14 protein-coding genes and 3 pseudogenes are annotated in these 14,618 nt (G+C 70.0%); 10 read left to right on the top strand and 7 right to left on the bottom strand.

Annotated elements, in window-relative coordinates:
• The first annotated feature begins 4 nt into the window (after nt 1-4).
• From ACZ4UV_RS12520 to ACZ4UV_RS12510, 3 genes and pseudogenes are all read left to right on the top strand, one after another.
• Nucleotides 5-652: an FMN-binding negative transcriptional regulator gene (locus ACZ4UV_RS12520; RefSeq protein WP_467837675.1), complete on the top strand. Its 648-nt coding sequence runs from the start codon at nt 5-7 to the stop codon at nt 650-652.
• A gap of 44 nt (nt 653-696) precedes the next feature.
• Nucleotides 697-1,404, top strand: a complete 708-nt coding sequence (locus tag ACZ4UV_RS12515; protein ID WP_467837673.1) for a B3/B4 domain-containing protein — start codon at nt 697-699, stop codon at nt 1,402-1,404.
• Nucleotides 1,405-1,464: 60 nt separating this feature from the next.
• A pseudogene (locus ACZ4UV_RS12510) lies at nt 1,465-2,346 on the top strand (trans-sulfuration enzyme family protein); the annotation flags it as partial.
• Here ACZ4UV_RS12510 and ACZ4UV_RS12505 read toward each other — a convergent pair.
• From ACZ4UV_RS12505 to mhpA, 3 genes are read right to left on the bottom strand one after another with little or no spacing between them, the layout of a single operon-like run.
• A complete protein-coding gene (locus ACZ4UV_RS12505) occupies nt 2,270-2,695 on the bottom strand; it encodes a substrate-binding domain-containing protein (RefSeq protein ID WP_467837939.1) in 426 nt (141 codons plus the stop codon). The pseudogene ACZ4UV_RS12510 and the gene ACZ4UV_RS12505 sit on opposite strands and share 77 nt — an antisense overlap.
• Nucleotides 2,696-2,750: 55 nt before the next feature.
• Complete coding sequence (locus ACZ4UV_RS12500; protein ID WP_467837671.1) at nt 2,751-3,845, bottom strand: alpha/beta hydrolase family protein; 1,095 nt, start codon at nt 3,843-3,845, stop codon at nt 2,751-2,753.
• Nucleotides 3,842-5,398 carry a bifunctional 3-(3-hydroxy-phenyl)propionate/3-hydroxycinnamic acid hydroxylase MhpA gene (mhpA, locus tag ACZ4UV_RS12495; RefSeq protein WP_467837670.1) on the bottom strand — a complete coding sequence of 519 codons (1,557 nt, stop codon included), beginning with the start codon at nt 5,396-5,398 and terminating at the stop codon, nt 3,842-3,844. The genes ACZ4UV_RS12500 and mhpA overlap by 4 nt, the downstream gene beginning before the upstream one ends.
• A 182-nt stretch (nt 5,399-5,580) precedes the next feature.
• Here mhpA and ACZ4UV_RS12490 point away from each other — a divergent pair, with 182 nt between their 5' ends.
• Both ACZ4UV_RS12490 and ACZ4UV_RS12485 read left to right on the top strand, forming a co-directional pair.
• On the top strand, nt 5,581-6,228 hold the full coding sequence (locus ACZ4UV_RS12490; RefSeq protein ID WP_467837668.1) for a TetR/AcrR family transcriptional regulator: 648 nt from the start codon (nt 5,581-5,583) through the stop codon (nt 6,226-6,228).
• A gap of 213 nt (nt 6,229-6,441) precedes the next feature.
• A complete protein-coding gene (locus ACZ4UV_RS12485) occupies nt 6,442-6,726 on the top strand; it encodes a hypothetical protein (RefSeq protein ID WP_451019282.1) in 285 nt (94 codons plus the stop codon).
• A gap of 433 nt (nt 6,727-7,159) precedes the next feature.
• Here ACZ4UV_RS12485 and ACZ4UV_RS12480 read toward each other — a convergent pair whose 3' ends face one another.
• On the bottom strand, nt 7,160-7,759 hold the full coding sequence (locus tag ACZ4UV_RS12480) for a flavin reductase family protein (protein ID WP_467837666.1): 600 nt from the start codon (nt 7,757-7,759) through the stop codon (nt 7,160-7,162).
• Between the two features lie 497 nt (nt 7,760-8,256).
• Nucleotides 8,257-9,126, bottom strand: a pseudogene (locus tag ACZ4UV_RS12475) (dehydroquinate synthase/iron-containing alcohol dehydrogenase family protein).
• On the opposite strand from ACZ4UV_RS12475, the pseudogene ACZ4UV_RS12470 reads away from it, so the two are divergent.
• Nucleotides 9,058-9,198, top strand: a pseudogene (locus ACZ4UV_RS12470) (3-oxoadipate CoA-transferase); the annotation flags it as partial. The pseudogenes ACZ4UV_RS12475 and ACZ4UV_RS12470 sit on opposite strands and share 69 nt — an antisense overlap.
• Nucleotides 9,199-9,339: 141 nt before the next feature.
• On the opposite strand, the gene ACZ4UV_RS12465 reads toward ACZ4UV_RS12470, so the two are convergent.
• Entirely contained in the window at nt 9,340-9,720 is a 381-nt protein-coding gene (locus tag ACZ4UV_RS12465) for a nuclear transport factor 2 family protein (protein ID WP_467837664.1), read from the bottom strand.
• A 338-nt stretch (nt 9,721-10,058) separates the two neighbouring features.
• Entirely contained in the window at nt 10,059-11,309 is a 1,251-nt protein-coding gene (locus ACZ4UV_RS12460) for an acyl-CoA dehydrogenase family protein (RefSeq protein ID WP_467837662.1), read from the bottom strand.
• 166 nt (nt 11,310-11,475) lie between these two features.
• Here ACZ4UV_RS12460 and ACZ4UV_RS12455 point away from each other — a divergent pair, with 166 nt between their 5' ends.
• The 4 genes from ACZ4UV_RS12455 (at nt 11,476) to ACZ4UV_RS12440 (ending at nt 14,609) form a co-directional block, all read left to right on the top strand.
• Complete coding sequence (locus tag ACZ4UV_RS12455; RefSeq protein ID WP_451019278.1) at nt 11,476-11,619, top strand: hypothetical protein; 144 nt, start codon at nt 11,476-11,478, stop codon at nt 11,617-11,619.
• The gene (locus ACZ4UV_RS12450; RefSeq protein ID WP_451019277.1) at nt 11,619-12,101 is read left to right on the top strand and encodes a VOC family protein; all 483 of its coding nucleotides are present in this window, start codon (nt 11,619-11,621) and stop codon (nt 12,099-12,101) included. The genes ACZ4UV_RS12455 and ACZ4UV_RS12450 overlap by 1 nt, the downstream gene beginning before the upstream one ends.
• A gap of 144 nt (nt 12,102-12,245) precedes the next feature.
• Entirely contained in the window at nt 12,246-13,541 is a 1,296-nt protein-coding gene (locus ACZ4UV_RS12445) for a PucR family transcriptional regulator (protein ID WP_467837660.1), read from the top strand.
• A gap of 354 nt (nt 13,542-13,895) precedes the next feature.
• Nucleotides 13,896-14,609 (top strand): TetR/AcrR family transcriptional regulator, encoded by a 714-nt coding sequence (locus ACZ4UV_RS12440; RefSeq protein WP_316766024.1) that lies wholly within the window; start codon nt 13,896-13,898, stop codon nt 14,607-14,609.
• Nucleotides 14,610-14,618: the final 9 nt, after the last annotated feature.

Raw genomic sequence — 14,618 nt, 5'->3', positions numbered from 1 at the left:
GAGAATGCTGGTCCACCCCTGGGACGCCGGCCTGGACGAGGCCGAGTGGCAGACCTGGATCGCCGACGGCCACGACTTCGGGCAGCTCAGCGTCAACGGCCTGCCGGGCCACCCGCCCATGGTCGTCCCCACCCACTTCACCTGCGACGGAACCCGTCTCCTGATCCACCTCGCCAAGCCCAACCCGGTCTGGCAGGCGATCGAGCAGGACCCGAACATCGTCTTCACCGTCATCGGCGACTACGCCTTCGTCCCCGGCCCCTGGCGCGCCAAGCCCGGCATCCCGCCCACCGACGGCGTCCCCACCAGCTACTATGCGGCCGTCCAGTTCACCTGCCGCGCCGGGATCGTCGACGACCCCGAGGCCAAGGCCGAGCTGCTGCGCCGCCAGCTCGCGCACTTCCAGCCCGACGGCGACCACGCACCCGTCGCCGTCGACCAGCCGCCCTACGGCCGGATGCTGCCCGGCATCCGCGGCCTGCGCCTCGAAGTCACCGACGTACGGGCCAAGTTCAAGTACGACGACCACAGGCCCGTCGAACACCGCAGCACGGTCGCCGAGCGCCTCACCGAGCGGGGCCAGGGCCTGGACGTGCCCACCGCACGCCAGCAGCTGCGCCGCCTCGACCGCATCGGTCCCTGGAAGTCCTGACCGCGCTACTCACCGCCCGCCCGCAGGAAACGGAAACGCCGCCCATGCCCGCCTTCCGCATCGCCCCCGCCGTCGCCGAAGCCTTCCCCGACACCCTGATCGCCCTGGTCACCGCCACCGGCCTGCGCGGCCGTGAGTCCTGGCCGCACACCTCCGCCGCCGTGGAGGAACTGGAGCAAGAGCTCGCCGACGGCACCTGGCACCCCGCCGACGAGACCGACCCCCGCATCGAGGCCTGGCACACCGCGTACCGCTCCTTCGGCACGAACCCCCGCCGGATCCGCCCCAGCGTCGACGCGCTCGGCCGCCGCCTCGCGAAGAAGGGGAGCCTGCCGCGCATCAACCCGGCCGTCGACTCCTACAACGCCGTCTCCGTCCGGCACGGCCTGCCCGCCGGTGCCTTCGACCTCGACCACGTCACCGGCGACGTCGACATCCGCCACGCGGACGGCACCGAGTCCTTCACTCCACTCGGCGAACCCGACACCGTCGAACACCCCAAGCCCGGCGAGATCATCTACACCGACACCACCGGTGTCCTGACCCGCCACTGGAACCACCGCGACGCCCACCGCACCCGCGTCACCGAGGACTCCACCCACGTCGCCTTCGTCCTCGAAACCCTCCACGCCGACCGCGACGGCGAGCTTCTCAAGGTCGCGGCCGACGAACTGCAGGGTCTGCTCGCCCCGCACGCCGAACAGACCGCCGTGCACTTCATCAGCCCGGCACAGCCCCAGGTCACCACCTGAGACCCGAGAGGCCTCAACCACCAGGAACGCAAACCGACCGCAGCGATTCAAGGGATCTCCATGCCGAATCCGAGCACTCGGCCCTCCGGACCCGACAAGCATGATCCGGCCACACTCGCGTTCCAGACCCAGGCGGTGCACTGCGGGAACCAGGCGGACGTCGGCACGGGCGCGATCCGTACACCGATCATCATGGCGAACTCCTATGCCCTGCCCGAGGATCCGTTCACGCTCGATCCGGACAACCCTGACCTGCTCGTCTACACACGGGAGTCCGGCGCGAACCAGCTCGGACTCCAGACCAGGCTCGCCGTCCTGGAGGGCGGCGAGGACGCGGTCGTACTGGGCAGCGGCGTCGCGGCTCTGCACGCCGTGTTCTTCACTCACCTGCGCGCCGGGGACCACGTCGTCGTCTCCGATGTCACGTACGGCGCCGTATGGCGGCTGTTCGCCGAGCTGCTGCCGGTCAAGTCGGGCATCGAGGCGACGTTCGTCGACATCACCGATCTCGACGCCGTGCGCGCCGCGCTGCGCCCCACCACGCGGATCATCCACACCGAGGTCATCGCCAACCCGACCGTCAAGACAGCCGACATCGCTGCCCTGGCCGACGTCGCCCATGCGGCAGGCGCGCTGCTGACCGTGGACTCCACCTGTACGCCGCCGCCCCTGTTCCGCCCGCTGGAGCACGGCGCCGACCTGGTGGTGCACTCCCTGACCAAGTACATCAACGGGCACGGCGACGCGATGGGCGGCGCCGTCATCGGGCCACGGGAGCTGATCCTCCCCATCAAGTCCGAGGCCATGATCAATGTGGGCGCCGCCATCTCCCCCTTCAACGCGTGGCTGATCTCACGCGGTTCGATCACGCTGCCGCTCCGTCTGCGTCAGCATCTCGCGGGTGCCCAGCGCGTGGCGGAGTTTCTGGACAGTGACCCCCGCGTGCTGCACGTCGCCGCGCGAGTACGGCCGTGGGGGGGGCGGGCTGGTGGAGCAGTCGGATCACCGCGTCCCGCGCCTGCTCGGGGGTGGCCAGATCGCCGACCACCAGCAGCGGGTCCTCCTCGATCCCGGCCTGGGCGAGTGCGTTGCGACAGCCGTTGAGCCGCTGGGCGCTGCGGAGGGAGCCGAGGCGGCCGGCGAGCGCGGCGATACGGCGGTGTCCGAGTCGGAGGAGGTGCTCCGTGGCCTGCTGGACGGCTCGGTCGTCGTCCTGTCCCGCACGAAGACGTGGAGGTGGCGGGTCGGGCTCTCCATGACCTGCCGCAGCCGCTGGTCCTTGGTCTGCCAGAAGCTCTCCGCCACCGCGTCGGTGGCGGTCTCGACGGTGAAGTCCACTGGCGGTCCTAACCTTTCAGGGTGTTCTGGCCGGTGAGGTGGTCGGTGAACCAGTCGCCGGTGAGCGCGTCGCGTTCGGCCGCGTGGTTGTAGAGGGTGTGCTCGCCGTCGGGCCAGACGCGGACGGTCGCGGCGGCGGGGTCGGCGGCGCGCAGGAAGGGTTCTTGGTCCTCGTAGCGGGCCAGGGGGTCCTGGCCGCCGTGCAGCAGGAGCAACGGACAGGTGATGGGGTGCTTGTCCGGGTCGAAGCGCAGGGCGTCCATGACCTCGGTCACCCTGTCCGGGGCGTCGGTGCCGACGACGGCGGCCATCTGTTCGCGGGCGGTGCGGTATTCGGGGACCGTGGGCGTGGCCGGGGCGCCGTTGACCACCACCGCGCCGACGCGCGGGTCGGCGGCGGCCAGGTGGGCGGCGAACAGGCCGCCGAAGCTGACGCCCTGCACCCCGATCGCGCCGCCGAGGCGGGGGTCGGCCCCGACGAAGTCGAGGAAGCGGGCGAAGCCCTCGGTGACGCGTTCGTCGACGTACAGTCCGTGACGCAGCCGCGACTCGCCCTGACCGGGACCTTCCGCGAGCAGGCAGGCCAGGCCGCGCGAGGTGTAGGCGTCGGCGACCGGCAGGTACGCGGCGCCCCAGCCGCTGAGCCCGCCCCAGAGGATGACGGTGGCCTGGGCCTCGCCGGTCGGCGGCAAGCACAGCCAGCCGCCGAGCAGCCCGTCGCGATACGGGATCTCCACGCGTTCCACGGCGGGTGCGAGAGCGGCGGTCGCGGCGGTGTGCCGGGCGTACAGATCCCGTTTTTCCGCGGTGTCCGTCTGGTGCGCCATCTGCGCGAACATCCACGCCGCGGAGGCGAACCGGTACGCCTGCCGGGCGGTCGTGCGGTGCCCTGATTCCTCAGCCAGGCGGGCCCGTTCCAGCTGCGCCTGTGCGACGGCCGCGGCTGCGTCCTGCCACGGTGTCCCGGCCGCGGTGTCGGCGAGGAGGCGGCGGGCGTCGGCCGGGTCCATGCCGCAGTCGGTGAGCCGCGTGAAGGGCATGGCCCGGTGCTGGGCCGCCACCAGCGGCGGCAGAGGTGCCGTCCCGGGGACCGCGGCCGTCACGCGATCGCCTTGGCCGTGCCGGACAGCGCGTCGTCCAGGTCGTCCACGAGCGCGCCGAGGTCCGTGCCGTCGGCCGCCGCGCCGAACAGCACGAAGTCGGGGCGTGCCAGGTAGGCGACCGCGCCGAGCCGCTGGAGGTACTCGCGGTGCCGTCCGTCGAGGTCGTCGACGGTGTCGAGGGCGACCACGGTGCAGCCCAGGCGCGTCAGCCTGGCGAGCCGGTCGGGGCCGAGGGCGGCGGTGGGATCTTCGGTGGTGACCAGGGTGAAGCCGTACCCGGTGAGGTCGTCGAAGCGTCCCGTGCGGCCGTCGGCGAGGCGGACGCGGCCCTGGGGGGTGAGGGTGCCGACGGGCGCGTCCCCGTCCGGCCTGAGAACTCCGCCCGCGAGGGGCGGGAACGGGGGCGGCGGGGGTACCTTGCCCGCGAAGAAGGCCGCGTCCCGGGCCGCCGCTGCCTCGACGTCGTGGGTGTTGGCGACCTTGCCGAGGCCGATCGCCATGTGGGTGAGGGCGGTGACGTGCGGGCGGCGCTCGCTCTCGTAGGTGTCCAGCAGATCCTCGGGGGCCAGGCCACCGAGGACGAGATGGAGTTTCCAGGCGAGGTTGGTGGCGTCGCGCAGACCGCTGCACGCGCCCTGGCCGAGGTAGGGGGGCATGGTGTGGGCGGCGTCGCCGGCCAGGAAGACCCTCCCGATGCGCCAGCGGGTGGCGATGCGGGCCTCGAAGCCGTAGACGAGCTGACGGGTGATCCGTACGTCGTCCGGTCCCAGGTCGTGGTAGTCGCGCAGCAGCCGCCAGGCCGTCTCCGGCGCGGTCATCTCCTCACGGGACTCGTCCGGCAGCAGGGCGAACTCGAAGCGCTGGCGGGTGGTGCCGATGTTGATGGTCATGTGGCCGCGCGCGGGATCGCAGTACTGGGTGCCGTAGGCGAACTCCGGGGGCTGGGGTCGCAGCCACTCGGTGTCGATGTTGACCCACTGCTCGTTGAACCCGAGATCCTCGCGCTCCACTCCGAGCAGTTCCCGTACCCCGCTGCGGCTGCCGTCGGCGGCGATCACATAGCGGGCCCGGACCTCGTCGCGCGGGCCATCCGCACAGCCGGTCTCGGCGTTCCAGCCGCACAGGCGGAGGGTGACGCCGTCGTCGTCCTGGTCGAGGCCGGTGACCGCCCAGCCCTGGCGGACGTCGACCGTGCCGTAACCGCGAAGCCGCTTGTCGATCGCGTGCTCCACGTCCGGCTGGTACATGGAGATGTGGTCCGGATATCCCATCGGGCCGTCGGAGTTGGCCGGGATGCGCACGAGCGTCTCGCCCTTGCCGTTGACCCACAGGTACTGGCACGGGGACGAGTCCCGCAGCGCGTCGTCGGCATCACCCGCCGCCTGGACGGTACGTGCGGTCTCGTCGTCGATGTGGGTGAGCCGGGGCAGCCCGTACAGGGCCGGCCAGCGTTCGCAGACCACCACCCGGTGGCCGAGCCGGCCGAGCAGGGACGCCGCGGCGAGTCCGGTCGGACCGTAGCCGACGACGGCGATGTCATAGTGCGGAGCCATCGGACACCTCCAGAGACAGCCCCGCGCCGTTGCGAGGGGTCGTGGTGGGATGGGAGAGGGGTGCGGCTCGACCGTGCGGTGCGTGCCGCAGCTCCGTGTGAATCTAGATTCACAGTCGGAGTGAAGCGAGATTCACACAACGGCAACATGGACGTCAAGAGCCCGGTCGATAAACTGCGCAGATGACCGAGTCCCCCACCCGCAGGCCTGCCGCCCTCCGTGAAGGCAGTCGCCGTTCGCAACAGGACCTCATGCAGGCCGGGTACGCGCTGCTCGAAGAGGGTGGAGTGGACGCGCTGACCGTGGCTGCGGTCGCCGAACGGGCCGGCATGGCGGTCGGCAGCATCTACCGCCGGTTCGGCGACAAGGAAGGACTCCTGCTGGCCATCCAGCACGCCTTCACCGAGAACCTCCAGGCCGAGATCACGGAACGGATGTCCGTCGAGCGGCTGCGCCTCCTGCGCGATCCGGCCGTGGCGATCGCCGAAGCGGTCGGCGCGATCACCGACGCCTTCCGGGCGCACGAGGCCCTGTTGCGCGTCTTCCTGCTGCTCGGCACCCGGCACGAAGCGGTCCGGGTCGAGGGCTCGCGCGTCAGCGTCGAGGGCAACCGCAACTTCGCCGAGGCTCTGCGCCACATCCCCGTCGCACACCCGGATCCCGCGGCCGCGCTGGACTTCGCCTTCCGTCTGGCCTACGCCACGATCGCGCACCGCGTCACCCAGGGCGAGTTCCTGGAGTCCGACCGCCCGCTGCCCTGGAACGAGCTGCGCAGCCACCTCCAGACCGCGGTCATCTCCTACCTCCTCGGCACCCCAGAAGGCCGCTGACCGCCCGGCTCGCCGTCGCACACAAGTGCGTGCACGGGGCTCGACGCGACGGGATCGGTTGTGAGCTCATGCTCACCACAAGTATGAGCGTTGACTCACACAGGTTCGCTCTCTTCGTTTCCCACACCCTCGTACCGACGGCTCAGACCCTCTCCCCTCCCCGGAACTCCGTCGTGGCCCGAGCAACTCGAAGGAGAGGAGAGTTGTCGATGCGTGCCCACGGTCCTTCCGCGCTACGAGCACGTGCGCGCGGCTCTGGCCGACCACGAGCGCTTCTCGTCCGCGCACGGCGTCGGCTACGAGGACCAGTTCAACGCCCAGATGAAGGGCACCGTGCTGGCCAGTGACCCGCCGGACCACACCCCGCTGCGGGCCCTGCTGTCCGACAAGTTGGCCCCCAAGGCCCTGGCGGGGCTCCGCGCCCGGATCACCGCTCTCGCGGACTCGCGGCCGAACTCGTCGCCGACGCCGTGGCCAAGGGCGGCTTCGACGCCGTGACGGATCTCGCCGCGGTGTTCCCCGTGACCCTGATCGCTGACCTGATCGGGCTCACCGAGGAAGCGCGGGGTCCATGGCTGTCGTTCGCGGACGCGGCGTTCAACACCTTCGGCCCGTCAACGCCCGCGCCCAGGCATCCATCCCCTTCGTCAGCCAGATGTTCGGGTACCTCAACACGGTGACGGTGCCGGAGAATCTCCGCCCGGACGGCTGGGCCGCCGCCATATACCAGGCCGCGGACCGGGGGACACCGAGGCCACCTCCGGGCGGGGCCCCTGCCGCTCAGTGTATTCCACACATGTTCCAGGAAGAGGAGATCAGGCCATGTGCGGTGATCGGCAGGTTCCCACGTTTGCCTGCCGCATCGGCTGCCGCCTCCGTGGCGCCTGACTTCGACTCTGGAGCGGTGGGTGTGTATCGAGATGCGAGCGCGCTAGTACGCGGTCGGGACCAACTGGGACAACTCGCTCAGCTGATGCCAGGTCCGGTTGTGGTAAACCAGCGGACCCGAAGCGTCACTTCGGGCGTCGGCGCCCGCCGGCGCATGGTGCGCGTGGGTGGCGTGGACGACGACGAGCGTCGAGGCCCCGGCTGTGCAGGTGGCCGCGATCCTGCCTCGGATGCTTACCGGAGCCGCGACGAAGTGCGGCTCGCCGGTCGGCAGCCGGGTCCAGGCGGCGGTGTCCGCGAAGCGGTCGGCTCCGCTCGTCGCACAAAGACGTGCGAGGTCGACCTGCCCGGCCCCCAGTAGGTGTACGACCACGGACGACGACTCCAGGATCGTCGGCGTCGAAGAAGACAGGGTCGAGGCGGAGAACACGAGAAGAGGGGGCGTAGCGCTCACTGATATCACCGATGTCGCGGTCAGGGCGACCGGACCTCGGCCGGCGTCAGCGGTCACTACCGCGACGCCGCCCGCATGGTTGCGGAACGCCTCGCGGAAAGCGTCAGGCGACAGCCCCGGCTCCAGAGAAAGTTCGTCGATCAGCGCGACGTGCTCTCGCTCCTGCTTGTAATCAGTGAGTTCAGACATCGGTGGCGTCTCCAGTCAACATCGACGAAACGATGTATTCATGGAACCCGAAGGGTGGACCTGCCCTCTTGCCCGATCTCACCAAATTGTCCTTTGCCGATTGCGCCGACGAACCAACGTCTCGTCGAGCGACTGGTTGTGTGGTCGGCGCGGGAGAGCTCGTCTCTGGGCCGATGACGGCCGCGAGGCGCAACGCGGCGCCCAGTTCGAGTTGCCGGGTCCTGATCTCTGGCCGAGCGGTTCCTCCGTGCGCTTGACGCGATAGATGACGGTGTCTCGCGCAGCACGCGCGGCGTCTCTCCGCTTCCGCTCAGCTTGTTCCACGGTGCTCGGTGTCGCCGGGCTCGGCCGGTTCCTCATTGAAGACGCGGTTTTCGTGCCGGTCGCCGCGGCATCTCCACCTCGAGCTCATCGGCCAGGGGCTGGCGGGCCATGGCTTTGTTCGTGGTTGTCGGCTTCGAACGTGATCCGGCTGCGCCGCTGGGGCGGGCGTGTTCTCAGGCGGTCGGGGGCCCTCCGGCCCAGGCGGCACGCAGGAGGTGGCCGAGGCCTTCCGCGGTCACCATGCGAGGGTTGGCATAGGGGTTGGCCGGCGCGACCTGGACGATCCGGTCGATGTCGCCCTCGGCCATGCCGAGTTCACGCAGGGACCGCGGCGCACCGAGCCGACCGGCGAGATCCCACAGGTACGAGGCCGGGTCGGCGGAGGTGCCCAGAGCGCGGCCGAGCGCGGCCACCGCCTTGGGTGCCGCGACCTGGTTGTAGGCGAGGGCATGCGCGAGGACCACGGCGTGGGTGGGGGCGTGGGGCAGGTCGAGGGTGCCGCCGAGGGCGTGGCAGAGCTTGTGGTGCAGGGACATGGTGGTGGCCCCGAGGCAGGCACCGCACAGCCAGGCGCCGTACTGGGCACGGGCGCGGGTGTCGAGGTCGGCGCCGTCGGCGACGACGCCCGGGAGCGCGGCGGCCAGCGCCCGTACACCTTCCTCAGCCATCAGGCGATGACCGGGGAGGCGTCCGGCGCGTACAGGGCCTCGACCGCGTGCGCGATCGCATTGATGCCGCTGGCCACGGAGACGGCGGCGGGCAGGTTCACGGCGCGCGGGGTCGTGGAGCACCGAGACCGGCAGGCCGGACCGCAGGGCGACGATCTTTCCGAGGCCGATGGCCGAGCCGCCACCGACGGTGACGCAGCCGTCCGCGTTCACCTCTTTCGCACGTCGTTGGGCCTCGGCCGCCGACTCGGCGGGCACGTGCATCCGGGCGTGAGGGGGAAGGGCCGCCGCTCGCGCGCCGTGACATCCGACCCCGACCTGACCAACGCCGGCAAGGTCCCGGTGACCGAGCTGCCCGGGGCGGCGTACTTCCACCACGCCGACTCCTCCGCGACGATGTGCGGCGGGCACCTCGACGTCTGCGTCCTCAATGCCTACCAGGTCGCCGTACGGATCCCGCAGACGTACGGCGTCAGCACCCACGAACTCGCGGAACGACTCGGCATCACGCCGTCTTGGGTTGAGCGTCGAGTCGTTCTACAGCGGGCTACGGCGGGGGAACCACCGGCTCCCGCCCCGCCCGGCCGGTCAGGCGCCGTCGTTCTTCGGGATGAGCACCTGCAGCTCCGTGATCAGCCCGCCCGCGTCGACGGTCACGTGCTCGATGCCGCTCTGGGATCCGAGTCGGCCGTCGGCGGCGCGCCACGCCGCTATGAAGCGGACCTCGATCGTTCCTTCGTCGAGCACCGTGGTGGTCCACACGTGCTTGCTGTCGGCCATGTCCGAGTAGAGGTTTCGGTAGAACTCCGTGATGTCGGCCAGGCCGGTCACCGGAGGGAGTTCGCCGAACTGCACAGTGGCCTTCGGCGCGAACACCGCCTCAAACTGCTTCAGTGCTTCGGGCTCGTGCACCGCGCGGTCGACGGTCGTCATGTAGCGATCGACCACTGTCTCGATCGTCCGAGTCATTCGCTTTCCTCTTTCTGGTGAGGTGTCAGCCCATCAGGGCTTTGCCGAGCTTGGCGCCGACCGGGGTGGAGGCGGCGCGGATCAAGGTGCTGCGGGCGATGCGGCCGAAGCGGTCGGCGGGCATGGAGAAGTGCCGCATAGGCAGGGCCTCCTTCTGGTGACGGGTGCCGAACAGTGGCGCACCCGAGACGCAAGGAAGCGCTGCCACAGCGCCCGGTCACACGCGACTGTTCGTGCCCGCCAACGGGAGCCGATCTCGCGGCAGCGTCCCTGCAGCTACCGGGTGAGCACACGCGGGGCAGAGTCGGACACGTCGAGGTTGGAATGGCTCGTCGGCCCTAGATGGTGTTCAGGTCCAGCCCGAAGTGGGCCCTCGCCGTCGTCACGGTGATGACGGGCACGTGCTCCGCGATCTGCGCCTTCGACATCTGCGTCACCAGGAAGTAGTCCTGCAGCGGCAGGCCCTTCCGCGCCACCGAGGATCCCACCGAGCGGAACAGCAGTTCCGTGGCCTCGTGCGACAGCCGACACGACGCGTACAGCACGTTGCCGAGAGCGACCCAGTCCTCGAATGACGGGAGGTCGCCGCTCACCCAACGCTCACCCAGGCGCTCGTAGTCGCGGGCCGCGGTGAGAAGGACCGCCTGCGCGGCGTCGATCGTCGCCCGCGCCTGGCCCCAGATCCTCTGGCCCTCTTCGTGCTTGTACCGCTCGACCAGCGGCGGGTACAGGCGCTTCTTGGTCAGGATGGTCTCTTCATAGGCATCGAGCGCCGCCCACGCCGCACCGACCTGGACAGCCGCGAGCGAGGCCGGATACAGCGGCTGGATCTGGCCCAGATACAAGGGGTTACCGGTGGAACGGGTGCCGTGCGTGCCTTCAGGGAAGTTCGAGTATCCCCACTCGAACAAGGGAGACACGTTCTCGGCCGGGATGAAGACGTCCTCCACGACGACCGTGTTCGACCCGCTCGCGCCGAGGGCCATCGTGGCGTGTGCTCCCCAGTCGTCCCGTACGGTGTAGTCGCCGCGCGGGAGGAGAGCCACGGCCGGGACGGGGTCACTGCCCTCGGCCAGGATGATCGTGCTCACCATCGCGTGGGTCGAGTACGGGACACCGGACGAGTACGGCCAGGCTCCCGTGAGGCGGAATCCGCCTTCCGTGGGGACGAGCGCGCCTCGGGGGGTGGCGGAGTGCGGCGCGATGAAGACGCCGTCCTCGCCGAAGGCCTTGCGCACGACCGCCTCGGGAAAGTGCGCGACCAGGGGGATCGTGTGACCGGTCCCCAGGGTCAGGCACCAGCCGATGCCGGGGTCTCCGCGCGAGATCTCGATCATCGTCCGGTAGTACGTCTCCAGGCCGAACTCGTACCCGCCGTACTTCCGCGGCTGCACGAGGCGGTAGAAGCCCGCGTCCTCGAACGCCTTGTGGATCTCGGCGGAGTACTTGCCCTCCTCCGCTGCTTTCACGCGATTCTCGCGGAGAGTCGGGCGCATCGCCGCGGCACGGGCGATGACCTGCTGCGGGGTGAGGTCCGGCTCCGGTACCCGGAGATCGCCGATCACAGCGGTTGTGTCGTTCGACGACATCGTCGTTCCCTTCGTCCGCTCCTTCTCACCCGGCCTCGTTGCCGTGGGATGAGGAGTGGATCGAGTCAAGCCCCCCACACCCGCGCGTCGCTTGCCCCGATACGCCAAATCCGGCGCAGCGGATTGCCCCAGGGAGGCAAGCGAAATCGGCGCGCGCCGAACGAGCATGAGAGACGGCTGCTCGACGAACGCGCAGTCCTACGACGAAACGACGGAAGAGTTGGTGGCGATGGTCGACGAGGACTTTTCGTACCCACTGGCGGATCGGGCTGCGAGCCTGCGCGAGCTGGTCGAAGAAGGGCGCTTCTGATGGCGAGTGTCCAGCACCTGGCCGTACGCGTCTCGGACATCGAGCGCTCCACGAGGTTCTACGTCGAGACATTCGGCGGTAAGGAAGTCCTCCACCCGTATCACACCGGCAAGCAGATGACCGAGATCATCTTCGGTCTGAAGGACACCGACTACCGGATCGGATTCATCGAGCTGCCCGACGGCTTCGGCCTCGAGCTGTTCCAGTTCCTCCCCGATCGCAACCCCACGATCGGCGTGCCGCAGCCGGAGGCGTCGTTCATGCACTTCGCCATCGCCGTCGACGACGTCGAGGCCACGTTGGCGCGTGCAGTGGCGAACGGCGGGGAGGGTTTCGGCGATCCGGCCGGGTGGGCTCCGAGCGATCCCGCGAAATACGCCTACGTCAAGGACCCGGACGGCAACATCCTCGAAGTGAACGACACCACGTGGGAGCGCATCCTGCACTCCGCGATCGAGCTGTACCCCGAGGCCAGGCAGTAACATGGGCTGAATCGAAGGGAGGGTCGGAGCACCGTCCCCGCCCCTCCCGCCAGCGCCGCCCCTCCAGCGGGATGCGCGCAGAGAGTGTGCTGCCGGCAGGCCCGACCGCCTCGGGCGCTCGCGACGATGCGAGAGGGGATGCGGATGCCCGCCACCGGGTCCTGGGTGTGTCGGCTGCGCCCTACCGCTCCCCCTGATGCGCTCGAGCCGACCTGTCTCCCGGAGACCTGGAACCGGACCGTTGCCGGCATCGGAATCGGGGCGGCTTCGTGGGCCGTCGAGTTCTGTCACGAGCTCGCGGCGCTCGCAGTCGACCCCGACGTCCTTGCCCTCCGCCGCGCAGAGGCCACGGAAGAGCTGCGCCCCACCGCCGAGGCGGTCGTCATGGAGGCCCTGGTGGCTCTTTGCCTCGGCCGGCCGGTCCCCACGACGGTCCCCACGGAGACCACCCGACAGATCGCCCGAGCGGTGAGACAACGGATTCCGCTCGAGCGCATACTCGCGTTCCAGCGAGCTTCCCATGCCCGCTTCAGCGACGCCCTTGTCTCTGAGTTCCGCCGCCTTGTGCCGGCCGATCAGCAGTCGGAGGGACTCTCCGACCTGTCGCGGTTTCTGGTCGACCTCGTGAGTTCGTTCTCGCTCGCATGCAGCGCCGCATACGCGGCCGAGGAGCAAGCATGGCTCACCAGCATCGACGGCTCGCGTGGGGAGCTGCTCAGGGCTCTGCTGCGTGGCGACCACACGGACCTGGACCCCGCCACGGCGCTGCGGTACGAGCTCGCGAACCGGACCCATGTCGGCCTGATACTGCGACGCGACGCGTGCGACGAGGACGCGGAGTCGGAGGGACTCGATCGGGTGGCCGCCAAGCTCCTGACGCGCATCGGCGCGACCGCACACCTGGTGATCCCGTCGGACGATCGCGAGGTATGGGCATGGGGAGGGTTCACCGACCCGCGGAGTGCGACGGTCCGCTCGATCCCCGTGGTGCCGGGTGCCCTGGTCGCGGCCGGTCGCCCGTCGCGCGGCCTCGATGGCTTCCGAACCACGCACGAAGAGGCGAAGGCAGCGGCCCGCGTCACGCTGTACTCGGCCGCCCGCTCACGCGGCCGCACGGTCTTCTTCGAGGACGTCCGGCTCGCGGCGTTGCTCACCTCGGACCCGGAGCGGGCGCAGAGCTTCGTCCGGGACGAGCTCGGGGCCCTGGGACATCCGCGCGAGGCGCTGCTCCGGGAGACCGTGCGCGTCTACCTCGAATGCAACTGCAGCCCCGCGACAGCGGCGGCGCGGCTCGACGTGGTGAAGAACACCGTCGTGTACCGCATCCGGCGTGCTGAAGAGATGCTGGGACGGAGCGTCAAAGAACAGCAGGGCATTCTGTGGGCGGCGCTCCATCTCGTCGACGTCGTCGACCCCGTGGAGTCGCAATATTCGGCCTGACGACGGAGCGCGCGGGCAGTGCGCCGTAGCGCCCGCTGATCGATCAGACGGTTCGAGCAGCAGCCCGCCGGCACGGGGACGCCCGAGGGCCGCGTCATCGACGGCATGTGGAGCCGGATGCGCTTCGACCTCGTCCGGTGGCTTTCGGTGGCGCCGACGAGGCCGGTTGGATCACTCCGGGGCGGGGTCGTCCCGGGGCGCCAGGTGGCTCGGCGGACGTCGACGACGAGCTGTGGGCGGTGATCGTCCTGCCACTGCTGTCCCGCCGACCCAAGACCGTTGCCGCGGCGCTGAGCACAACGGACACCGCAAGTAGTTGGCCTGTCCAACAAGGCCACCGGTAAGGTCGTCCATGTGACAGGGGAAGAGGCGACATCAGGAAAGTCGGGAGCGGCGTCCGGCAGGCAGCAGCGCCGGAGGCACCCCGGTGATCCCGGTCGTCAGCGCGACCCGGTGGGCACCCGGCGGGCCATTCTGGCCGCCGCCGGCGCGGAGTTCGCCGCCCACGGTTTCGACGAGGCCCGGGTCGTGCGGATCGCGGAGTCGGCCGGCGTCAGCCATCAGCTGATCACTTACTACTTCGGGGGCAAGCGCGGGCTGTACGAGGCGCTGAGCGATCAATGGCTCGAGGAGTCCATGCGCGTCAGCCAGGCCCGTACCTTCGCGGATGCCGCGCGGCGCTACGTCCACTGGGCGCATGAGGATCCCGCGTGGGTGCACACGCTGACACGCGAAGAGCCCGGCACGCGCCCGCCCGCCGAGGACGAGCGGGCCGCCGAGTTGTTCAAGCATGTCGAGGAACTCCGCGAGCGGCAGGCGCGCGGTGAATTCCGGAGCGACCTCGACGTGGGGGCCGTGGCCCTCGTCTTCTTCGCCGCCTCGATCGCTCCGGTGGCCATCCCGTGGATCGCCCGTGAACTCGGCCAACAGGACCCAGAATCACCGGAGTTCATCGACCACTACGCGGAGCAGGTGGGCCGGATCGTCACCGCGCTCGCCGAAGCGACAACAGCGACACAGGCGACACAGGACGAGGGCTCGCCGGTGGACGGCGAGCCCCAGGACTGACGACCACCG

Source organism: Streptomyces sp. NPDC028289, from assembly GCF_055565975.1.
Note: the sequence above shows the minus strand (reverse complement) of the source record. Positions and strands in the feature narration are given on the sequence as shown.